The organism is Rickettsia aeschlimannii, assembly GCF_047973405.1.
In the GTDB taxonomy this organism is placed as follows: Bacteria; Pseudomonadota; Alphaproteobacteria; order Rickettsiales; family Rickettsiaceae; genus Rickettsia; species Rickettsia rickettsii.
In genome coordinates this window covers 160471-183793 of record NZ_JBFQGO010000001.1, presented here as the reverse complement: position 1 = coordinate 183793, position 23323 = coordinate 160471, and the positions used below count along the sequence as shown (strand labels likewise).

The following is a 23323-nucleotide window of genomic DNA, read 5'->3' as shown; positions in this document are numbered from 1 at the left end:
CAATTATAATACTTGCAAAGTTTTATCAAGATAAATAGAATGATCCAAAGTCAAAAGTAATATAAGGAATAAGTATGCTTAACATAAACTTTGTGAATGAAGAATCATCTACTAATCAAGGTCTAGTAGTTTTTATTGATGAACAGTTAAAGCTTGATAGTAATTTAATAGGACTTGATCAACAACATCATGGATTAATTTCTAAAACTATTCAGAATAAACTGCAATTTACCGGTAAATATGGACAGATCAAGGTTATTCCGTCTGTCATTAAATCAGGCGAGGTTAGATATTTGATAATAGCAGGTCTTGGGAATGAAGAAAAATTAACTGAAGCAAAAATTGAAGAGTTAGGCGGTAAAATCTTACAGCATGCAACCGGTTGTAAAATTTCTACTATCGGCTTAAAACTTACAAATAGAATTAGCAGGTTTACATCTCAAACATTTGCATCTTTAGTTGCTAGCGGTGCGTTCCTTGCTTCTTACAGATTTGATAAATATAGAACTACCTTAAAAGAAGCAGAGAAGTTTGCAGTAGAGTCAATTGAAATTTTTACCGATAATAGCACTGAAACGGCAAAATTATTTGAAATCAAAAAATTAATTGCTGAAGCAGTATTTTTTACAAGAGATATAAGTAATGAACCGTCAAATATTAAAACCCCTCAAGTTTATGCCGAAAGAATAGTTGATATACTTGAACCGCTAGGGGTAGGTGTTGATGTTATCGGTGAACGTGAGATGAAAAACCTTGGTATGGGAGCATTACTTGGTGTGGGGCAAGGTTCACAAAACGAGTCAAAGTTAGTGGTGATGGAATATAAAGGCGGCAGTAAAGATGCTCCGACTATTGCTTTGGTCGGTAAAGGAGTGATTTTTGATACAGGCGGTATTTCATTAAAACCGTCAAGTAATATGCACTTAATGAGATACGATATGGGAGGTTCTGCAGCAGTTGTGGGTACCATCATTGCGGTTGCCGGTCAAAAATTACCTATAAATATAGTTGGTGTTGTAGGGCTTGTCGAAAATATGCCGTCCGGTAATGCACAGCGTCCAGGGGATGTAGTAACTACCATGTCAGGGCAAACTGCCGAAGTTTTAAATACCGATGCAGAAGGGCGTTTAGTACTTGCTGATGCTGTTTGGTATGCACAAGAAAAATTTAAGCCTAAATGTGTGATTGACGTTGCAACTCTAACAGGAGCAATAACCGTAGCACTTGGTAATACATATGCTGGTTGTTTTTCCAATAATGATGAGTTAGCTGATAAGTTAATAAAAGTAGGGGAAGAAGTTAATGAAAAACTTTGGAGAATGCCGCTGCACGATGAGTATGATGCAATGATTAACTCCGACATAGCCGATATGGCAAATATCGGGAACGTACCGGGAGCTGCCGGAAGCTGCATAGCTGCACATTTCATTAAACGTTTCATTAAAGATGGAGTAGATTGGGCTCATTTAGATATAGCAGGTGTTGCAAATAGTAATAAAGCTTCAGCACTTGGTCCTAAGGGGGCAGTAGGATACGGCGTGAGATTACTAGAGAAATTTATCAAAGAATATACTTAAATGCTATTCTTGCGTTGCATTGCCCGCATGGATACCGAGTCATCATTGCGAGCAGCCTTAGGCTGCTCGGAATCAAATATCCTGAGATTGCTTCGTCAATTACTTACGTAATTTTCTCGCAATGATGGAAAAAACTATCCACATGGGCAATATTGAGCTAAGAATGACATTAAACTTCGTCTATTTACTATTCGTTTATTCTGAATATAATTATGAACACAATAAATAAACCTTACATATTTGTTATAGGTAATGAGAAAGGCGGAGCAGGTAAAACTACCTGTTCTATGCATCTAATAATCGCTCTGCTTTATCAAAATTATTCGGTAGTAAGTATAGATACCGATTCACGTCAAAGTTCGTTAACGAATTATTTAAAAAATCGAGATTTATATAATAAACAAAATCCTGATAAACCTGTATTAGTACCGAAACATTTTCATATATCGGAAAGCGAAGTAGAAGAGCAAGCAAAGAGTTTTGAGCAAATACTCAAAAATAATCAGGATGTCGATTATATAGTGATTGATACCCCAGGCAGTCATACTCCTTTATCAAGGGTTGCTCATTCTTACGCCAATACAATTATTACACCGATTAATGATAGCTTTCTAGATTTAGACGTAATAGCAAAAGTTGATAGCAAGGATGAAATTATTAGCCCATCAATATATAGTCAAATGATTTGGGAGCAGAAAATGGAACGTGCTAGTCGTGATAGAATTAGTATAGATTGGGTAATACTTCGTAATCGTTTAAGTAATCTTGATGCATTAAATAAAAGACGTGTAGGAAATGTATTAGCTAAACTTGCTAAAAGAATTAACTTTAAACTCGCAGAAGGATTTAGTGAACGTGTAATATATAGGGAGTTATTTTTACAAGGTCTAACATTACTTGATCTAAAAACTGCAAAATATGATAGAGCATTTAATAGTTCACACGTGCTTGCACGTCAAGAATTACGAAATTTTTTAGACTTTCTAGATATTAATTAAGGCTGCGTTCAAAGGTTAATTTCTATACAAGTTTTTCTTGTATAAAGTTAAAATATGTATATAATGTGCAAAATTAATATGTTTTAACTTTATAAGAGAAACAAATGCCAAATATTGCTGAAAATATTTCAAAACTACCGGAAGAACAAGAAAAAGTTAATAAGCTTGTTGATCAATATAAAAATTTAACTCCGGAAGAACAAAAAATTGTTGATAGAAAACTTAAGTCACATTTTACAAAAGAAGAGCTAGAACAAGATGAGCTTAAATCAAGAATGAATAGAATACGTAGTAATTTGTCTAAGCAAGACCAAGAAAAACTACAAGCAGGTAATAATTCTATAGGTGAAATAGCAAAAGATGTATTATCGTTAGTTAAAGGAATAATAAATCTAGTCGAAAATGTTGCAGAGATAATTAAAAATCCTAAGAAAGCAATATATGAATGGATTAAAGGTGAGTTAAATCAAGTAAAACCTCAACAACAAAATTATCAGCAACGCCCATCAAAGCCAAAAGCTGCTGCAATATCAAGATAAAACTTTGGCAAGATAAATTTTTAGTTTTTATTTGCGAAAATTTGCGATTTTATGTATATAAGATAGGGGAAATCGTATAATAAAAAAATAAAAATGCATAAATACAGAACTCATAATTGTAACGAATTACAAATATCCGATGTAGAAAAAGAAGTTAAGCTATCTGGTTGGGTACATAGAAGAAGAGATCACGGGAATCTAGTTTTTATAGATTTACGTGATCATTACGGTATAACTCAAATCGTGTTTACCGATCAAAACCCTCAGCTTATGGAGGATGCAAGTCGTTTGCGTTATGAGTCGGTAATTACGGTAAGGGGGACAGTTGTAGCAAGATCAGAGGACACGATTAATAATACGCTTCCGACAGGTCATGTTGAAGTGCTAGCTGTGGAATTTAGTGTTGAGTCAGCTGCGGACACTCTACCTTTTGTTATTAATACCGAAAAAGACGCTCCCGAAGAGTCTAGGCTTAAACATCGCTTTTTAGATCTTAGACGTGAGAAATTACATAATAATATAATACTCCGCTCACAAATTATTTCTCATATTCGTCATTTGATGACAGCAAGCGGTTTTACCGAATTTCAAACTCCGATTTTAACAGCAAGCTCACCTGAGGGGGCTAGGGATTTTTTAGTACCGAGTAGAATGCATCCTGGTAAGTTCTATGCATTACCGCAAGCACCTCAGCAATTCAAGCAGTTATTGATGGTATCAGGCTTTGATCGTTATTTCCAAATTGCTCCTTGTTTTCGGGATGAAGATGCAAGAGCCGATAGATCACCCGGCGAGTTTTATCAGCTAGATGTAGAAATGTCGTTTGTTACACAGGAAGACATATTTAGTACTATTGAGCCTGTGATGTATGATTTATTCACTAAATTCACGGATAAGAAAGTATCAGAGACTCCTTTCGTTTGTATTCCATATAATGAATCTATGCTAAAATACGGCTCTGATAAGCCTGATTTGCGTAACCCTATTATAATTGCCGATGTAACTGAGATATTTAGAGATTCCAATTTTACAATCTTTAGAGAGAATATTCAAAAAGGTAGCATAGTTCGTGCAATTCCTGTACCTAAGGCAGCTGCACTGCCTCGTAGTTTCTTCGATAAAATGATAGAGTTTGCGATATCAGAAGGAGCAGGTGGACTTGGCTATATTCAGTTTAGTGAAACCGGTGAAGCAAAAGGTCCGGTAGTAAAATGCTTAAGCCAGCAGCAATTAGAGAGTCTAAAAGCTACAGCTAGTATTAGTAACGGTGATGCTGTATTTTTCGCTAGTGATAAGAAAGAGAAAGCTGCTAAACTTGCCGGTAAGGTTAGAATAAGACTTGGTGAAGAGCTTGATTTACTTGAAAAAGATTGTTTTAAATTCTGCTGGATTACCGATTTTCCATTCTATGAGTTAAATGAAGAAACAGGAAAAATTGATTTTAGCCATAATCCGTTTTCTATGCCGCAGGGTGGAATAGATGCTTTAGAGCAAGCTAAAACCACTGAAGAGTTATTAGAACTTACCGCATACCAATATGATATTGTTTGTAACGGTATTGAACTTTCCAGCGGTGCTATTAGAAACCATAAGCCGGAAATTATGTATAAAGCATTTTCCATAGCAGGTTATAGTGAAGAGGAAGTTGATAAGAGATTTGGAGGGATGATTAGAGCATTTAAGTTTGGAGCTCCACCACATGGTGGAATAGCCCCCGGTATTGACCGAATCGTTATGCTGCTTGCGGAAGCAACAAATATAAGGGAAATAATTGCTTTTCCTTTAAACCAGCAGGCTGAAGATTTACTAATGAACGCCCCAAGCTATGTAGAGGATAAAGCTCTAAAAGAGCTAAGCATATGCTCTCACCGTCTGCTAGAAAAAATGCAGAAAAAGAATAAGAATTTATAGTTGTTGTATGTTATTATGTCATACCGCAACTTGGCATATAGTATGTCATTTCTAGCTAAAAGCGGAAATCCAGTAACTATTAATCTCATCCTGCAACTTGATCGCAGGATCTAGTCTTTTTTAAATTTTTTTCTAGATACCGTGGTCAAGCCACGGTATCGAAAAGTACTGGATTTCCGCTTTTAGCTAGAAATGACATTAGGACTATGCAACGACTCTGTGACTGCTCGCAATGACGTTTAAGGCATACACTCAACAGTGCTTACCTTTGTTGATGTCTTTCCTTCCTAGCTTGTAATTTAGAGAATGCGATTCCTTTTACCGTTTCTACTCTTTTTGTTTGGAGTCCTTCTTGCTTCTTCTGTTGTAGTACATTACCAATTTTTATACTTTCCGCTATAAGTTTTTCTGTATTATGAATTTTATTTAAATTTTCGGGAGAAATTTGTTTCATAAAATAATTTGAGATACTAGGTAAACCTCTATTTTCACAAAAATTTCCTACCTTGTAATATATAGTATCTTTAGCAGTTAACTTGAAAGATTTAGCATTTAATAAGTTGGTCGTGTTTTCGATATTATCCTTATATTTTAAATTTTTCTTTATACCCTCAATATCTTGCTCGGTAAGATAATTTTCTTTTTTTAGCACTTTCATTATATTGTCGTAGAATTTTGCTACTGCTTTATCAGTTACGTTTTTAGTTGTTGTCTGCTTTGTAAAATCAACAATTAGTGATGCCAATTTTTCGCCTGTAGATTTGTCTTGTATACGCATTGATTTTGCAGGATCAGAAATTTGTACTTCTACTTTACCTGTCTTAACCTCAACTTCTTTTTCTTTCCATTTACCATCCAAATCTTTGCTCCATTGTTGTTCCTTGATTATTTCTTTTTTCAAGCCTATAGAGATTTTAATTTGGTAATTATTTTCATACGCCCACTCTTTAGCATCTTTACCTTCAATTGTAATGTTATTATCTATTGCATAGAGTACCGGGTCTTTTACAGGTGAATTAGCGAAAGTCTCTAACCAACCACCATTCTTAAATTCAGGTGAAACATTACTAAATTTTGTTACTATCTCAGCTCCTTTGGCCACTTCTTGCATATTAACAAGATTTTCTTTTATACTGCCTTTATAGTGTTTTCGCAAATCATCAAAATTTTTAATATTAGTAGATAACGCAATATTTTTTGGATCAAACCCAGCTTTTTTTAATTCATCAATTTTTTGATCAACTATTGCTTCCATCTGTTTCTCATCAAATTGACTTATCATTTGATTTAACGATTCGCTATATTTATCGATACTAAATGAGAAATTACCTGCTTTAATAGCAGCACTGTAGCCAACACCAGGATGTGCAAACATTTTAGCTGTTGATTGAATCATACTGCCAAAATTCTTATGAAATGCTAAAAAAGAGCGACCATGATCAATTTTGGTTATTGTTTTACCATCCTGCACCATTAAATTACCAGCATGATAATCTACTTCCCCCAGCATATGACAAGCAGCTATGGCTTTTTCAAATCCTTCCAATTTTTTTAAATTTTGATCATTAGCTCTGACTCTAGTTTGACCTGATAAACCAGAAAATTCTGTTAGTGTTACAGCATTATCAAAAAATTTAGAACGTACATAAAGTGAATCAGGGTGTTTTTCATCCGCTGTTACCAGACCTTCTTTTGGTGCGCGATCATGTAATAAAAATTGATACATGGTAGAGCCTATTAATTCTTGTACTCCGTCTCTTCGGTCAGCAATAGCCTGTTTTTGTGCCTTATTATCTTGTATTTTTTGGCATGCAGCATGAGTTTTATAAAAATGTTTTAAAATAAAAGTATTACCGGCATTATCTTTAGCAACATAACCGGCTGAGACTCCTGCTGCCTTTTTTCCTTTCCCCTCAAACTCAGCTTGCTGTGCCACCCTCTTATCACGTAGCATAGCATCAATTGCTTTTTTAGGGTCATTAGGATTTCTTATTCCTTCAAGTTTTCTGTAATCTGCGCTATATCGGCTATCATCTAATCCAACCTGTCGTTCAATTGCCTCTGCCATAACTAAATGCTGTAAAAGAGGTGCATCGATTATTTCCCTTAATTCCTTGTTTTTATCTCCTGGAAACGAGTTTTTTATTATTGTTGTAACTTTAGCTAAATCCTTAGTGTTTAAATCGGCTAGGGCCATATAGCTAATATATAGGCTTTCAGCAGTAGGAGATTGGTCATTAGAAAGGTCAATAACAGATTCGGCAATGCCTTCGCAGGTTCTAGATATTTTGGCATTCAATTCTGTATCGTTAGTTTTCAGGGCTTTAAAAAGTTGCTCTTGTAATAATAACTCTTGTTGAGTTTTCTCTTTAGACATAAAAATAATCTGATTAATATTAACTAATAGTGAAAGAGTGTTGTTGCGTGGGTCAAAATCCTCATCATTGCGAGGAAACCGCGCAGCAATTGACGAAGCAATCCAGTAAACATTCTGATTTATAGAATTTTTGTATTATTTTTTCTGTATTGTTAAGTTCGCTGCGACCGCTTGCAATGACGATTCGGTATCCACGCAACAATGCCACGTGGGAATGACATTGAATAAGTTTTCCAAGCCGTGCAACAAGGCCCCCGCTTTTGCGGGGATATGACATCGAGGTCTTTTTAAAAACTATTCAGTACTATGGATTTGATCGTGATATAACAATGAACAAACGGAAGCAATGAAATAAAATCATAACTTTGCAAGAATGATACCAATTAATCTCTTCTATTGCCTAAAAATCTCATTAAATATAGGAAAAGATTTATAAAATCTAAATATAAAGTAAAGGCTGCCATAATAGAAAGCTTTTGTCCTACTTCATCGTTTCCTGCCGTGTAATACATAGACTTAATCTTTTGAGTATCCCAAGCAATTAATCCCATAAATATTACTATTCCAATAAGAGAAGTAGCAAAAGAAAGAGCCGAGCTTTTTAGAAACAAGTTGACTAATGAAGCAATGATAAGACCTATAAGACCCATTGCAAAAAATGAACCCATAGATGTTAAATCTCTACTTGTACTATAACCGTATAAACTCATTGCTCCAAAAACGGAAGAGCAAATAAAGAAAGTACGAGCTATTGATGCACCGGTATAAATAAGAGCTAAATATGCAAGCGACATACCGATTAAACCGGCATAAACCCAAAATAATATTTGTGTCGTTTGCAGGTTCATTCGTCCGAAGCCCATAAAGAAATATAAAGCAATACCGAGCGGAGCAAACATTATAATAGTACCGAAACCTGTTTGAAACATTAAATTATAAATAGGCTCAACTGATATAGTTGTTACGGCTGCTACACCGGTTAGTAAAAGTGCTAAAGCCATATAATTATATACTTTAAGCATGTATTTTCTTAGGCCTTCATCAAAAGTTTTATTTTTTGAGGCGGTAGTTAAAGTTTTTGTATAATCGATCATAAGTAACCTTAGGATTATGTTATTTACATAATAAAATATAGCCTCTTAAAGGTATTTTTTCAAGCTATATTAATTATATTTTATAAATATCTTGCATTGAATATAAAGCAGAAGGTTTATCTTGTAGCCAAATAGCGGCTTTAATTGCACCAATAGAAAAAGAATTTTTATTCAGAGCTTCATGTTTTAAGGTGATTATTTCATCGTCACCTAAGAAAGATATTTCATGTATACCGTGAACATTTCCACCACGAAGCGAGGAAATACCTATTTCTTTTTCGCTTCTTAGTCTATTACCACGATTAAATGTTATATTTAATCCTTTTTTGCTTGCAATTGTTTCAGCAAGCATAACAGCAGTTCCTGAGGGTGAATCTTTTTTATTACGGTGATGCGTTTCTAGAATTTCAACATCGTAATCATCTAGTATTTTTGTTACTTCTTTAGCTAGATAGCTAAGCAAATTAGCTCCTATACTCATATTTGCAGAATATAAGACAGGTAAAGTTTGAGCTGCTTTTTCTAAAAGCTTAAAATGTTGAGGTTGGAGACCTGTGGTTCCGATTACTAATTTTGTATTATGTTTTAATGCATAATTAATTAATTTTTCTAATATTTCAGGGGTAGAAAAATCGATGATCACATCAGAATTTTTACAAAAATTATCTAAATCATCTAAATTATTAGTACTATTAAATTTTGCTGAAATTTTGCAATCTTTAAATTTATCTATTCTCTCTAGAATGGTTTCTCCCATTTTACCGGTAGAACCACTAAGACCGATATTTAACATATTGGCAATGTATACTCCTAATAAATGAACAGTAAGTAGACGAAGTTTAATTTGGAAAAGAGCAAGGAGTCTAAAGTCCTTGGATCGTAGTGTATACTTAATATAGTTTGAACCGCAGATCTTATTAGACGACGCCAATTTTTCAAATTAAACTAGGTTCTGTGAATATTTCTAATTGATTGGCTATTTTGAAGTATTTTTTAGCGAAAATTAATAAGATTTTTGCTGGAATAGTTACTTATATTTCAAAAAATCTTATAATTTGCAGCAAAAAATAACCAAAATTAAATCTTTGTATAAGATTTATGAAAATATAATAGAGGCTTTAAATCATTTTTAATAGCGGTATTTATTACTTCACCGATAAATATAACATGATCACCGGCATCGTAAGAAGCATATTTATTACACTCTATATGATAAGTTGCACCGTTTATTAAAGGGCAATCAGTTTTATTGCCAAGCTCATAATCAATTTTTGTAAATTTATTAGATTGTGATTTAGCAAAATGTTTTGAGATATCAATTTGATTCTCTGCTAAAATACTAATTGCAAACTTATCACTTTTTTGAAAACTGTTTATACTAAAAGAGTTTTTATTAAGGCAAAATAATATTAACGGTGGTTTTAAAGATACGGAAGTAAGAGAACTAGCAGTAAAGCCAAAAAGTTCGTTGTTGCAATTTGTTGTTATAACAGTCACTCCCTGAGGGAATCGGCTCATAGCATCTTTAAATTGACTTTCTGTTACTGTCCCAGCCATTTTTTCATAATTTTGTTAATGGTTCCGTCTTTTTTTAATGAATCGATTGCCTCATTAATTTCATTAATTAGTCCTGAGTTTTTAGACATACCTATAGCAAAATCGGATGAAAATTCTTCTAAAGTACTGCTTTCTAAATTTGAATTATTTTCTTTTAATTTTTTGCCTTGAAATTCCTCAGAAATAATAGCATCTATGACTCTGGCTTTTAATTCTTCAACCAACATTAAATGATTTGCTAAAGAATGAACTTTAATATTTATCGTTTGTGATAGATCGTGTGCTTTTTTTTCTAAAACACTACCGAGCTGTACCCCTACTATTTTATTTTCTAGATCTTTGCTATTTTGTATATTATCGCCTGTTCTATATATTATGGCAAATCTTGCAGTAGCATAATTATCGGAAAAGCTGATATATTCGGCACGCTCCGGTGTTACGGAAAGCTCTGCCACCGCGACATCAATATTTTCACTGACCAAAGCTGCAAGTAAACCGTTAAAGTCGAAGTTTTTTATGATAACTTTTTTATTTAGACGTTCGCTTATTGCTTTGATAATATCAATATCAATCCCAACAATCTCTCCGTCTTGGATAAATTCATAAGGAGGATTATCTGCAGCAGTACCGACTATTAAAGTTTTTTCCGTTTCTTTTTTTTCACAAGAAACTAGTAAGCAAGATAGTAAAAATATTTTCAGAAATTTCATAAAAATAATGTTTTAAGTTTGAGTATGTTCTGTGTCATCCTACGAAGCATTGCCCTTGTTGTACGGATATCAAATCGTCATTGCGAGGAAAATTACAAAGTAATTGACGAAGCAATCTCAGGATATTTGGCCAGATTGTCACACAGCCTACGGCTGCTTGCAATGACGATGAAACCGAGCCATGCAATAAAGTCTATGGCTGCTCGCAATGACAGGATAATCTATCCACGTGGGCAATACCTTCAAGGGAATAGCATCAAGAACTCAATTTCTCCTTTAAAAGCTGATTCACAAGAGTCGGATTAGCCTTACCGTCGGTTTTTTTCATTACCTGCCCTACAAAGAAACCGAATAATTTATCCTTACCACTTCTATAACCCTCTACTGATTCAGGATTTTCAGCTATTACCTCGTCAATTACCGTGTTTAGCACGTTATTATCCGAAACTTGTACAAGTCCTTTTTCTTCTACTATTTTATCAGGTGCTTTACCAGTTTCAAACATAATTTCAAAAACGGTTTTTGCAATTTTACCGGAAATAGTATCATTTTCTATTAATTTTACCAGCTTTGCAAAGTTACTAGGGGTAATTTTGCATTCATTTATTCCTATCGATGCTTTATTTAATTGGCCGAACAATTCACTAGTTAGCCAATTAGTAAGCATTTTAGGGTTACATTCATTTGCTGCTTTCTCAAAATACTCAGCAACCGATTCATCGGCTACTATTACTTCGGCATCATATTTACTTAAGCTAAATTCCTTCATATATTTTTCAATCTTTTGATCAGGTAGCTCAGGTAAATTTGCTTTTAGTTCATTTATTAACTCATCAGAAATAACAAGCGGTAATAAATCGGGGTCGGGAAAATATCTATAATCAAGTGCTTCTTCTTTTAAACGCATAGTTCTTGTTTCGCCGCTATCGGCATTAAATAGGCGTGTTTCTTGAATTATTTCTTCACCGCTTTCAAGCAAGTCTACTTGTCTTTTAGCTTCAAATTCTATTGCTTTAATGATGTTACGAATTGAATTAATATTTTTAATTTCGCATCTTGTGCCGAGTGGTTCGCCGCTACGTCTTACTGAAATATTAGCATCGCAACGCATCGAACCTTTTTCCATATCACCGTCACAGCTGCCAATATAACGTAACAAATTTCTTAGCTTTTTTACAAATTCAGCTGCTTCTTCCGGTGATGATATATCAGGTTCGGTCACAATTTCCATAAGCCCAATACCGGCACGATTCAAATCGATAAAGCTGTAATGTGGTGATTGATCATGCATAGATTTACCCGCATCTTGCTCTAAATGCAAACGGTTAATACGAATAGTTTTAAGATCGCCGGTACTAGTCAGTATTTCCATAGTGCCGTTTTGTACTATAGGATAATAAAATTGCGAAATTTGGTAACCTTGCGGCAGATCGGCATAAAAATAATTTTTACGATCAAATACCGAATATTTATTTATTTTAGCTTTAAGCCCAAGCCCTGTTTTAATTGCTTGGTGTACACAATGCTTATTTAATACCGGTAACATCCCGGGCATTGCTGCATCAACATAGGAAACCTGTGAATTTGGACTTGCTGCAAAAATAGTACTACTTCCTGAAAAAAGCTTAGATTTTGAGGAAATTTGAGCATGGATTTCAAGCCCTATTACATATTCCCATTTCCCCGTATCACCTTCAATATATGTCATAATTAAAAACCCTTTGGCTCAAATTTAATATGTTTTACACCTGACTCAATTGTCGATGCTACTTTCAAAACATTATATTCGTCTAATTGTTTACCTATAATCTGCATCCCAAGAGGTAAACCGCGTGCTGATAATCTGGCCGGAACCGATGCACAAGGTAAACCGGCTAAACTTGCAGGAATAGTAAATAAATCGTTTAAATACATAATAGTCGGATCATTTTGTTTTTCACCAATCTTAAAAGCTGCGGTTGGGGCAGCCGGTAATAAAATGGCATCAACTTTTGCAAAAGCATTATTAAAATCGTTTGCAACTAAACGACGTACTTTTTGAGCTTTTAGATAATATGCATCCATACCACTAGATGATAGCACATATGTTCCAATCATAATACGACGTTTTACTTCCTCCCCAAATCCGGCTGATCTAGTCATTTCATACATTTCGTCAAGCGTCATATTTTCACGTTCTACTCGAAGACCGTATCTAACGCCGTCATATCTATATAAATTTGAAGAAGCTTCAGCCGGTGCTATTACGTAATAAACAGCAACACCGTATTTAGCATGCGGCAAAGTAATATCAACTATTTCAGCACCGGCGTTTTTAAGTAGTTCTATGGTATCCTGCCACATTTTCATAATATCAGGTTCAATAATACTGCCCTCACCAAGGCTAAGAGGTACGCCTATCTTCATATTTTTCATAGAACTTCCGATAGCGGATTGTAGCTCTGGAACTTCTGCTTTAATCGAAGTAGAATCTTTTTCGTCAAACCCCATCATCACTTCAAGAATAATGCTACTGTCTAAAACGCTTCTAGTAAATATTCCTGCTTGATCAAGGGAGCTAGCAAACGATATCATTCCGTATCTTGAGCAACGACCATATGTCGGTTTAAAACCAACTAAACCCGTAAAGCTTGCAGGTTGACGTACCGAGCCGCCCGTATCGCTACCAAGAGCAGCAGATGCCATAAATCCGCTAACTGCTGCAGCTGAACCGCCTGAAGAACCGCCTGGAACTAAATCAGCATTATCATCATTTGCTTTCCAAGGGTTAATTACATTTCCAAAACAACTAGTGATATTTGCTGAACCCATAGCAAACTCATCCATATTGGTTTTGCCGAGTATCACACCACCCTTATCAAAAATATTTTGTGTAACACTTGATTCATAATTAGGTATAAAATTTTTCAGTATATTAGAACATGCTGTAGTTCTAATTCCTTTCGTGCAGAAAAGATCTTTAGCGGTAAACGGGATACCCTCAAGGGTTCTTGCGTTATTTTGAGCATAATTTTGATCGGCTACTTCAGCCTGTTTTAAAGCTAAGTCAAAAGTTTCGGTAACATAAGCATTTAGGTTTCTATGCTTCTCTATTTGTTTAATATGTGCACCTATTAATTCCGTACTTGTAAAATCTTTATTTTTTAGACCTTTTATACTGTTTGCTACTGTTAGTTTGTTTAGTTCCGTCATAATTATTCAACAACTTTTGGAGTGATAAAATATTTTACTTCTTTAGCCAGCTGAGCACTATTTCCACTTACATTATCAAATAACTCACTTGATAAATCAGAACTTGTAACGGCGTCCTCTCGCATTCTAGCATTCATATTAGAAACCGAAGTTAAAGGTTCTATATCTTTGCAATCTATTTCATTTAAAATATCGATCATATCCATAATAGTACTAAGCTGAGTAGAAAATTTTTCTACAGTATCTTCTTCAAATTTTAATCTAGCTAATTTTGCTATTTTCTGTGCTTCTTCTTTTGTTATCATAGTTTTATTATTTTGAGTGTTATAGTCTGATGTTATTCCCGTGAAGGCTTGCCTGTGTGTAACGGTATTTCTATCATCCTGCGACTTGTGAGCTAGATCCTGGATACAGCCTGTGATACAAGGCTCTATAGCCGATTTTATTGCATGACTCCTTTATTTTATTAAGGCAAAAAAGCTAATTAGTTATTTTTTCTAAAATTATCTTATTATCAAAACCACCATTAACTTTCTTTTTTGTTTTTTAATATATCTTTTAGTTTATAGCCATTAATATTACAGATTGTTTCAAGTACTTCTAATATATCGGCAACTTCTCCATATACTCATCTTGTAAAAATTCCTCTACTTCTTTTAGTAGTTTATTTTTTAATAATTCTTTATACTCATATGATTCAGCAATATGAGTAACTGGTATCCTGCTTGATTTTAAGATAATTTCTGGAATTAAATCTCTAACTAATTTTGTCATTTTATTTTGTCAGTATAGATTCAATTTATGTCATTCTCGCTTGGCATTGTTGCATGGATCGATTCCACCGCTGTCATCCTGCGACTTGATTGCGGGACCCAGTTAAAAATACTAAAATTATTAGTATTTTTTATTGTTTTTATGGATCCCGTGGTCAAGCCACGAGGTGGCACAGTGAATTTTACCGGCCTACGCAACAATGCCTCCTCGCAATGACGATTCAGTATCCACGCAACAAATCTAAAGCGGGAATGACATAGAAAATCAAACAGTCATTATTTCTTGTTCTTTTTGTTTTATTACCGAGTCAACTTTACTACTATAATTATCGGTTAGCTTTTGTACTTGTTCAGATAAGCTATGATGCTCATCTTTTGCGATAACGTTATCCTTTTCTAGCTTTTTAAGTTCTTCATTGCCGTCTCTTCTAATATTACGTAATGAAATTTTAGTATCTTCACCGTATTTATGAGCAAGCTTTACCAGTTCTTTACGTCTTTCTTCAGTTAAAGCCGGTATCGGCAGTCTGATTAATTGACCGTCCGTTGCAGGAGTTAAGCCAAGATTTGCTATCGTAATTCCTTTCTCTACCGATGACACCATAGATTTATCCCAAACCTGCACGTTAATTGTTCGTGCATCAGGGGTGGATAGAGAAGCAACTTGTGAAAGCGGCATTTTACTCCCGTAAGCTTCCACGGTTACGCTATCAAGTAAATTAACTGAGGCTCTACCGGTACGTAGTCCTTTAAGCTCATGATCTAAAACTTTTAGAGCTTTCTCCATCTTTTCTTGTAAGTTTTTCTTTAAATTCTCTTTATCCATATTTATTTATCCATATATTATTATTAGTACACGAATTGAGACATTGTTATATGTATTAGGAAATGCCCCCGATATCATCCCCGCGTAGATTGGTTTTCTAGTCATTGCAAGGAAAAACTATAAGTTTTGACGAAGCAATCTAGTAAAAAATTCTGATTTACAGAGTTTTTTACTAGATTGCCACGCAGCCTACGGCTGCTCGCAATGATGATTTGGTCTCTACGCAACAACACCTATGCCAACAATTCACACTACAATATGTTATTCCTCAATTGTCGTATATTTCCCTTTATCTTGTATTACTCTAGCAAAATTTCCCTGTTCTTTTATCGAAAATACCCTTATAGGTAATTTATTTTCTCTTGCAACTGCAATAGCTGCCGTATCCATGACTTGCAGGCTATTAGTTATAACATCTTTATAGCTAATAGTGAAATATTTTTTAGCATCCGGATTTTTTTTAGGGTCGGAATCATATACACCATCAACCTGAGTTGCTTTTAATAAAATATCGCAATTCATTTCGATTGCACGAAGTACTGCGGCACTATCGGTTGTACAAAACGGGTTACCAGTACCGCCGGCAAAAATGACTACACGCTTTTTTTCCATATGTCTTTTAGCTTTGCGGCGAATATAAGGCTCGCACACGCTCATCATAGGAATAGCCGATAGAACTCTTGTATAGATATTGAGGCTTTCCATAACGTTTTGTAAAGTTAAAGCATTAATCACCGTTGCAAGCATACCTATATAATCCCCTGAAGCTCGGTCCATACCGACAAGTGCTGCATTAATTCCGCGGTAAATATTTCCACCGCCGACTACAATAGCGACTTCTACTCCTAAATTGATAACTTCTTTAATATCGCCGGCAATCTTTTTTATTACGTCATATTTATGCCCAAATTGCTTATCTCCCATTAAAGCTTCCCCTGACACTTTAAGTAAAACTTTTTTATACTTTAGAGCGTTTATATCTGATATCATTTTCTACTTCAAGTTGTTTTTATAATATCTGCTTAATTTTTTTAATCATTATACCTCTTTGTAGGTCGGTAATCGATGATTTATTGAGTGCATGCACTAATAACATATTATTATTTATATCAAGTGTTACTGTACCTGGAGTTAGAGTAATCGAATTACCATAGATTATTTCGCCTATTTCTTCTAGCCCTTCTGCGTCCACCCATTCAAAAACCGGCTCTATTCCTATCTTTCTTTGCCAAATTATTTTAATAACCGCGAAAGTCGATTTCCATATTTCTAATAATAACCAAGGAAAATATAATATAAATTTAATTTTAGTGAGCATTAATATTTTCGGTTAATTTGATATTTGAAGTAAAAGGTATTAGTAGCATTATAAATACAAATAACAGCCCTATCATATTAAATATATTATTTATTGCAATTACAAAAGCATCATGATTTAATTTGTTTGCTAATAACAAATATGATGCTTTTTCGGGATTCAAAACTTTCCCGCTTAATAATTCAGTATAAGAATCTAGTTGTTCTAATGCCATTATAGAAGTAGACGAGATATTTTCCGATAAATATTGCATAAAGGTTTTAGTATCATTAGTAAGTGTAGTACTGATTATTGCAAGCCCTACCGCTCCTCCTAAATTACGAGTAAGATTATAAAGCCCGCTAGCGTTGCCTACTCTTTCTTTCGGCATATTGCCAAGAGCTATATTATTAGTCGGTATAAAACAAAACATTAATGAAAGCCCTCTAACAAATTGAGGAAGTACAAATGCAGCAAATTTAGAATCAGGCGTTAGAAAACTATTCAAATGACATCCAAGAGCAAACCCTCCAAGCCCTATAATAAGCATCAGGCGTAAGTCTACCCCTAGCCCTAACATTCTACCGGCGAGTGGTGCAGATAAAAATTGTGCTCCGCCCATCACCATCATAGTAGCCCCGATTTGTAATGTATCATATCCGGCAATAGTAAAGAGAAATAGCGGTAATATATATACTGCCCCGTATAATCCGATACCTATAACGAACGAATAAAGGCAAGCAAAAGTAAAGTCTTTATAAAGAAATGTTTTTAAGTCTAAAATTGGATTAATAAAGGTTAGTTCTCTAATGATTAATAAAATAAAACCTAAAACTACTGCAATACTTAAGAATAATATTAAATTATCTTCAAGCCAACCTTTTTTGTTCCCTTCTTCTAACACATACTGTAATAAGCCAAGCGTTAAAGCCATTAATAATATACCGAGAAAATCAAAATTTTTCAGTAATTTATAATTTGGTTTATCAAAATCCCCATATAAAAAAACTACCGTGCATACGAAAATACCGGGTATGACGTTTAATAAAAACATAAAATGCCATGATAAAATCTCCGTAATATATCCACCGAGTGTAGGTCCTAAAGTAGGGGCAACAGTTACGACAAGTCCAATTAAGATAGTAACGATAGGACGTTGTGATGCAGGAAAAAGTATAAAAACGGCACTAAAGACCGTTGGTATCATAGCACCGCCAAAAAAGCCTTGTAATGCTCTAAAGATAATCATGGATTCAATATTAGTTGCAAGCGAACATAATACGCTCATAACCGTAAACCCTAAAGCTGCAATAAAATAAGAAATTCTAGTAGCAAGTAACCTTGCTAAAAAGCCGGTAATAGGAATAATGATAACTTCAGCTATTAAGTATGATGTTTGAACCCAAGAAAGTTCATCGCTTGAAGCGGAAAGACCGGCAGCTATTACGGATAATGAGCTAGCGACAATTTGAATATCAAGTACCGACATAAACATGCCGACAACCATACCAAAAAAAGCAAATAATTGCTTTTTAGAAAGAGCAGGTGGTTGTAAATTATCATTTGACATAATTAAATTATACAGTTTAAATTAAATAAAGTTAATAAGTGACATATATGTTTAAAAGTGACATATATGTTTAAAATAAAAAATTATTGTACAACTTTTAATCTTCAATTAAACTATTTATTAGGATATATAAATAGACAAGACATAATATAAGGTAATCATGTTATTTATATTTAGCAAATAATAAATATGTGATTGATTTATTAAATAAAAATATTTACTATAACATTAATATTTATTAACTATAATTGATTTATCAATATGCAAAACCCAGCACAAAAAGTTATATCTTTTTCAGAGCATAAATCTGATATAGAACGCATAAAGAAATCAATAGAAGAGGGGTGGGCGATAGTAAAGCTAGTACCTAATAAAGACCGTTTTATTGGACTTTTAGAAAAGATTTCGCATGCTGAAGATGAAACAATCTATATTCCTCCAAGAAAAAAGATAATAGTTAATTAACACGAATAGCGAATTATTACATAATCTGCTATTCGGCTTAAGAAGTTGATATAAAAGGTGACAATTGGCTTTCACTTTTTATATAAAGCTAAGTATATATTATTTTTTAGCAAAAACTTATAAAATTCTTTACAAAATATAATGGAATTACCTAAAAAAGGTAGTTTTGTTTTATGCCACTCTTAAAAAGACCTTATTGTCATTTCCGTGTAGCATTGGTGTTGTTGCATGGATTAATTCTACCCTATCATCCTAGCTCATTTGTAGCGAGATCCAGTTTAAAATACTAAGGTGACCTTGCGGTTAATAAAGTGCATTACCGCAGTTGCTGCAATCTTGCCTATATTATGGCTCAGGGAATCACGAATGGCGTCATATTCTCTTGTTACCGTCCTGCTCTAAACCACTGTAAGCACTTAGCAATATCCCGTTATTAGAATTTAAAGCCAGAGTAACGCTCCCTGTTATTTTATTTTCTATCTTTTTCCCTAAATCAGATAGATAGTGCGTTATTATTTACAGCATTTACTGCAAGTTCCGTTACTTTCTCTATCGCTATCATCTTCACCAGCTGTACTCCCGATGCTTTCGCTAGCTCTATGATGGTCTTAAAAAAGTTTCCAACTTCAATCTTTCAAGCATTTTGATAGTTCAATACTCATAGATCTTATTGGTAAAGGTTTATTTTCTGCTATAACTTGCTGACGTTCTTTCATGATTGCTTCTCAGCATCTGTAATCTTCATCTTGTCTTTTCATTAAATCAAATTGGGCAAGGTAGGTATTTAGCTTTTCTTGAGCCTTTGTCACTTCTCCATCTTTAGCGTGTAAAAATTCGCGGGACATCTTCTGGAAATAGTCTTGGATTACACATTTGTATATAATTTACTATCAATAACCAACCTAAATTACGTCTATCCTCTTTAGAATATTTAGGATAATTTATATATTTTTCATCATCCATAAAAACATAATCGAAATATTCTTCTAATATTTCTCCAGTATCATATAATTCGCCTAAATGAAAATGATATTGTTGATAATATTTTAACATTACTTCTAAAAATTCACCTAAATTTTCTAATCTAAGGTTATATCTTCTACTGCTTTAAATTCTACAGAATCAAAGAAATATAAATCTATATATTCTTGAAGTGTTTTTCTGATATATGCATCTTCTTCATTTATTTTTTCATACCATAATTTATCTGTCATTGTTTATTTTAGTTTTTTATATTTGGATCAGAAATATTGTTTATTTCATTTTGTTATTCCAATAATTTATACTGCTTCAAGGTTTCATTAAAGTTTTTATTACCTTATTTGCATGTTTTTGTTGTGATTAGGTTATTTTTTAAAACAGCGTCTCTCTCTATTTCTTTATATGTCTATATGTCCTTACATGAGCTACATTACCACCTGTATTATCAAATATTACAAACTGGTCATTTTTTATATCAACAGCAATAAGTCTTTCAGTATCATTACTTATTTTATAAGCATTTTTCAAAATCGCTTTAGGTTCTTTAGATGCTGGACTTTTTGACCACTTGGATTGATGGTGATAATAAATGATTAGTATTTTAAGTTATTATTTTTATCATGGTCAAGTCACGGTATGACACGAATGCGTTTTTCTACACATTATTAGTATATCAGGTTCTACCACGCCTATCACAAATAGGTCTATAGTTTTATTTAGAAAATGGTGCCAATGTGGGGATTTGAACCCCAGACCTACGCATTACGAATGCGCCGCTCTACCAGCTGAGCTACATCGGCTGAAATATGATTATATTATGCTGAGATATGGATTCCTACGAGACATGTTTCGTCATTGCGAGCGACTGATAAGGAGCGTGGAAATCCAATAAAAAAATTTTAAAATGCTCAAAACTAGCATCATTAGTTGGATCCCGTGGTCACGCCACGGGGTGACAATGAAACATCTTTATAAATGTGTCGAAAATCTTAAATGGAAATGCTGCGTATCGTCATATTTCTTCTTTTTAACCGGGAAACCCCAATCCATTCTGATCGGTGCAAAACGTGTTACCCAAATAAAGCCGAAACCAACGGAAGCTCTAAGAGATTTATCGTTATAAAAACCGTTTGGAGTTTGATATTGTTTCTTATTTAGGCCTACTCCCCAAACGCTTCCTAAATCCATAAAGACTGCACCTGTTAAATTAAATTCCTCAGGTACAGGTGTGGGGAAATTAAGCTCTGTTGAAAATGTGTAATATCGCTCACCGCCAAGTCCTTCGTTAGTGACCTTTTCACGAGGTCCTACACCACCGCTTGCAAAGCCTCTTAAACTATAATCACCTAAATTGAAGCGATCGGAAATTCTAATAATTTTTCCTCCAAGTCCTGCAATATCGCCTCCGGAAGCAGATAATTTTAAAGTAAACTTGTTATGTATGAAAGATTTATAATATTTACCGTTAACTTCATGCTTTATATATTTGTTATCACCTCCAACGCCGGCAAATTCTTGTGTGCTGCTTACTAAATAACCGTTTTTTGGAACAATTTTATTATCGGTTTGATCATAAGTAATAGTATGTCCTATAGCAGAAGTAATGAATCTTCCCATTTGCTCCTTTAAGAATATTGAGCTTGATGGAGTTGGAGCACTTAAAATATCACGTTTGATTAAATAATCTATTTCGTGACCTAAATCCTCTTTAATTTCATAACCAAGAGAAGTTTTGACTCCTATAGAGTGTAACTTATAGCTTTGATCAGTTGTATTTAATACACTAGCACCGCGTCCGGTATAGTTTCTAAATGCGTTTACGCCAAGTGATAAATCACGATCTAAAAAGTGTGGTGCGGTAATACCACCGTAATAGCTTGTAGTGTTTTTACTTACTTGTACACCGGCATTAAGCAGTTTCCCGGTACCGACTAAATTACGCTCTAAGAAAGAGAAACGTCCGAATAAACCGCCGGCAGTATTATATCCTAAATCAAAACCTATAGAGGAAGTAGATTTTTCATCAACTTCAACGTTAACATCATATTTATCTTTAGCTTTAGTCGGAGCTAAGCTAATTGCTACTTTCTCAAAATAATCTAAATTTCTAAGATTACGCTCACCTTTTTCAATATATGAACGATTAATTATATCACCTTCTTCTATTTTAAATTCTCCTCTTATAACATGGTCTTCGGTTTTAAGGTTATTAATAATATTAATTTTATTAATATAAACCTTATCGGCTTTTTCAATAATAAATTTAATATCTGCAGTATGATTAGCATTTTTCATTATATCCGGATAAACATTTACCGTAGGGTAACCGTTCGCTGTAAAATATTCTCCGATTTTTTCAGCTATATCATCAACCTTTTTCATATTGAAAACCTTGCCTTGCTTAATATTAACAATTTTATTAAGTGGTGTTATATCTATATTAGTTAATTTATTGTCTATTGTAATATTACCGAAGCTATATTTTTCTCCCTCTTCAATGGAATAGGTAAGGGTGAAATATTCTTTAGTATTATTGAGTTCTGCCGATGCCGAAATTACTCTAAAATCTGCAAAACCTACAGATTGATAAAACTCTCTCAGTAATTCTTTATCATATTCCACTCTATCAGGATCGTAGGTATCGTTACTTTCTAAAAAACGAAACCAACGAGATTCTTTAGTTAAAACAATAGATTTAAGTTCTGAATCAATATAATTTTCATTACCGCTAAAATAAATATATTTAATACCGGTTTTTGGTCCTTCTGCTATATCAAAAATAACCTTAACTCTGTTGTTTTCTAAATTTTCGATTTTAGGTGTTACTGTAGTAGCAAAACGTCCGCTACGTTTATAAATTTCTAATATTTTCTTTACATCTAATTCAATTTTAGCTTGGCTAAGAGATTCGCCCGACATTGTATAAATTTCTTTAGCGAGCATATTAGTTTTGATTTTAGAATTACCGCTAAATACTACACTACTTATAAAAGGCGTTTCAGTAACGTTAACTATTAAATGACCATCATTTGTTATATGCATATTTATATTTCTAAAAAGTGAGGTGGTATATAAACGCTTTATTGCCTCATCTTCTTTAGAATTATTATAAGTTTCTCCTACCTTAAGCTTTAAATAGCTCTCAATAGTAGAACGCTCAACCCTATGGTTACCTTCGATAGTTATTTTACGAATTACAGAGTCAGCTAATGAAATATGATAATAAAAAATCGTTAATAATAAAATTGTTAACTTACTAATTGATCTGATTGTCACCTAAAACCTTCTTTAAGATTTAATTTAAATTTCTGTGTTTAAACCCGATGTCATCTTGTGGCTTGACCACGGTAAAAATAATAAATTAGATACCGTGTTCAAGTTGTGGTATGACAAAGAACTGGATTCCCGCTTTTAGCTAAGAATAATACAAAGTTCTCCTAACTAATGCATTCAAAC

General features: G+C 33.7%; 19 protein-coding genes, 1 tRNA gene and 3 pseudogenes. 5 read left to right on the top strand and 18 right to left on the bottom strand.

The genetic code is table 11. The features are described 5' to 3' along the window. Positions 1-74: 74 nt before the first annotated feature. From AB4K15_RS01045 to aspS, 4 genes and pseudogenes are all read left to right on the top strand, one after another. A complete protein-coding gene (locus tag AB4K15_RS01045; RefSeq protein ID WP_032073886.1) occupies positions 75-1577 on the top strand; it encodes a leucyl aminopeptidase in 1503 nt (500 codons plus the stop codon). 212 nt (positions 1578-1789) lie between these two features. Next, the gene (locus tag AB4K15_RS01040) at positions 1790-2575 is read left to right on the top strand and encodes a division plane positioning ATPase MipZ (protein WP_500225252.1); all 786 of its coding nucleotides are present in this window, start codon (positions 1790-1792) and stop codon (positions 2573-2575) included. Between the two features lie 104 nt (positions 2576-2679). Further along, complete coding sequence (locus AB4K15_RS01035) at positions 2680-3114, top strand: DUF3106 domain-containing protein (protein WP_014362761.1); 435 nt, start codon at positions 2680-2682, stop codon at positions 3112-3114. Between the two features lie 93 nt (positions 3115-3207). Then, positions 3208-5015: pseudogene (aspS, locus tag AB4K15_RS01030) on the top strand (aspartate--tRNA ligase). 272 nt (positions 5016-5287) lie between these two features. Here the strand turns inward: aspS and risK1 are convergent. The 13 genes from risK1 to AB4K15_RS00965 all read right to left on the bottom strand — a co-directional run bounded on the left by risK1 (position 5288) and on the right by AB4K15_RS00965 (position 18421). Further along, the gene (gene risK1, locus AB4K15_RS01025; protein ID WP_032073887.1) at positions 5288-7402 is read right to left on the bottom strand and encodes a T4SS effector phosphatidylinositol 3-Kinase RisK1; all 2115 of its coding nucleotides are present in this window, start codon (positions 7400-7402) and stop codon (positions 5288-5290) included. A gap of 383 nt (positions 7403-7785) precedes the next feature. Next, the gene (locus AB4K15_RS01020) at positions 7786-8496 is read right to left on the bottom strand and encodes a Bax inhibitor-1/YccA family protein (RefSeq protein ID WP_032073888.1); all 711 of its coding nucleotides are present in this window, start codon (positions 8494-8496) and stop codon (positions 7786-7788) included. A gap of 73 nt (positions 8497-8569) precedes the next feature. Then, positions 8570-9289 carry a 4-hydroxy-tetrahydrodipicolinate reductase gene (gene dapB, locus AB4K15_RS01015; protein WP_032073889.1) on the bottom strand — a complete coding sequence of 240 codons (720 nt, stop codon included), beginning with the start codon at positions 9287-9289 and terminating at the stop codon, positions 8570-8572. A gap of 284 nt (positions 9290-9573) precedes the next feature. Further along, positions 9574-10053 carry a flavin reductase family protein gene (locus AB4K15_RS01010; RefSeq protein WP_014013901.1) on the bottom strand — a complete coding sequence of 160 codons (480 nt, stop codon included), beginning with the start codon at positions 10051-10053 and terminating at the stop codon, positions 9574-9576. Next, on the bottom strand, positions 10038-10763 hold the full coding sequence (locus AB4K15_RS01005; RefSeq protein ID WP_010976861.1) for an ABC transporter substrate-binding protein: 726 nt from the start codon (positions 10761-10763) through the stop codon (positions 10038-10040). Before AB4K15_RS01005 ends, AB4K15_RS01010 begins: the two co-directional genes overlap by 16 nt. Positions 10764-11019: 256 nt before the next feature. Next, entirely contained in the window at positions 11020-12471 is a 1452-nt protein-coding gene (gene gatB / locus AB4K15_RS01000) for an Asp-tRNA(Asn)/Glu-tRNA(Gln) amidotransferase subunit GatB (RefSeq protein ID WP_500225255.1), read from the bottom strand. A 2-nt stretch (positions 12472-12473) separates the two neighbouring features. Beyond that, positions 12474-13955, bottom strand: coding sequence for an Asp-tRNA(Asn)/Glu-tRNA(Gln) amidotransferase subunit GatA (gene gatA, locus AB4K15_RS00995; protein WP_032073891.1), 1482 nt, complete (start codon positions 13953-13955; stop codon positions 12474-12476). A gap of 2 nt (positions 13956-13957) precedes the next feature. Beyond that, on the bottom strand, positions 13958-14260 hold the full coding sequence (gatC, locus tag AB4K15_RS00990; RefSeq protein ID WP_014365274.1) for an Asp-tRNA(Asn)/Glu-tRNA(Gln) amidotransferase subunit GatC: 303 nt from the start codon (positions 14258-14260) through the stop codon (positions 13958-13960). Between the two features lie 295 nt (positions 14261-14555). Next, on the bottom strand, positions 14556-14729 hold the full coding sequence (locus AB4K15_RS00985) for a nucleoside triphosphate pyrophosphohydrolase family protein (protein ID WP_500225258.1): 174 nt from the start codon (positions 14727-14729) through the stop codon (positions 14556-14558). Positions 14730-14993: 264 nt separating this feature from the next. Continuing rightward, positions 14994-15554, bottom strand: a complete 561-nt coding sequence (gene frr, locus AB4K15_RS00980) for a ribosome recycling factor (protein WP_032073892.1) — start codon at positions 15552-15554, stop codon at positions 14994-14996. A 261-nt stretch (positions 15555-15815) separates the two neighbouring features. Beyond that, positions 15816-16544: a UMP kinase gene (gene pyrH / locus AB4K15_RS00975; RefSeq protein WP_032073893.1), complete on the bottom strand. Its 729-nt coding sequence runs from the start codon at positions 16542-16544 to the stop codon at positions 15816-15818. 19 nt (positions 16545-16563) lie between these two features. Next, entirely contained in the window at positions 16564-16878 is a 315-nt protein-coding gene (locus tag AB4K15_RS00970) for a monovalent cation/H+ antiporter subunit E (protein WP_032073894.1), read from the bottom strand. Beyond that, positions 16862-18421 (bottom strand): DHA2 family efflux MFS transporter permease subunit, encoded by a 1560-nt coding sequence (locus AB4K15_RS00965; RefSeq protein WP_500225261.1) that lies wholly within the window; start codon positions 18419-18421, stop codon positions 16862-16864. The genes AB4K15_RS00970 and AB4K15_RS00965 overlap by 17 nt, the downstream gene beginning before the upstream one ends. A 261-nt stretch (positions 18422-18682) precedes the next feature. On the opposite strand from AB4K15_RS00965, the gene AB4K15_RS00960 reads away from it, so the two are divergent. Then, on the top strand, positions 18683-18886 hold the full coding sequence (locus tag AB4K15_RS00960) for a DUF2674 domain-containing protein (protein ID WP_011271433.1): 204 nt from the start codon (positions 18683-18685) through the stop codon (positions 18884-18886). A gap of 372 nt (positions 18887-19258) precedes the next feature. Here AB4K15_RS00960 and AB4K15_RS00955 read toward each other — a convergent pair. From AB4K15_RS00955 to bamA, 5 genes and pseudogenes are all read right to left on the bottom strand, one after another. Beyond that, positions 19259-19448: pseudogene (locus AB4K15_RS00955) on the bottom strand (hypothetical protein). 64 nt (positions 19449-19512) lie between these two features. Further along, positions 19513-20100 (bottom strand): annotated as a pseudogene (locus AB4K15_RS00950) (hypothetical protein). 157 nt (positions 20101-20257) lie between these two features. Continuing rightward, the gene (locus AB4K15_RS00945) at positions 20258-20395 is read right to left on the bottom strand and encodes a hypothetical protein (RefSeq protein WP_500225263.1); all 138 of its coding nucleotides are present in this window, start codon (positions 20393-20395) and stop codon (positions 20258-20260) included. 196 nt (positions 20396-20591) lie between these two features. Then, positions 20592-20667: transfer RNA gene (locus tag AB4K15_RS00940), tRNA-Thr, on the bottom strand. Between the two features lie 169 nt (positions 20668-20836). After that, complete coding sequence (gene bamA, locus AB4K15_RS00935; protein ID WP_032073896.1) at positions 20837-23143, bottom strand: outer membrane protein assembly factor BamA; 2307 nt, start codon at positions 23141-23143, stop codon at positions 20837-20839. Between the last annotated feature and the right edge of the window lie 180 nt (positions 23144-23323).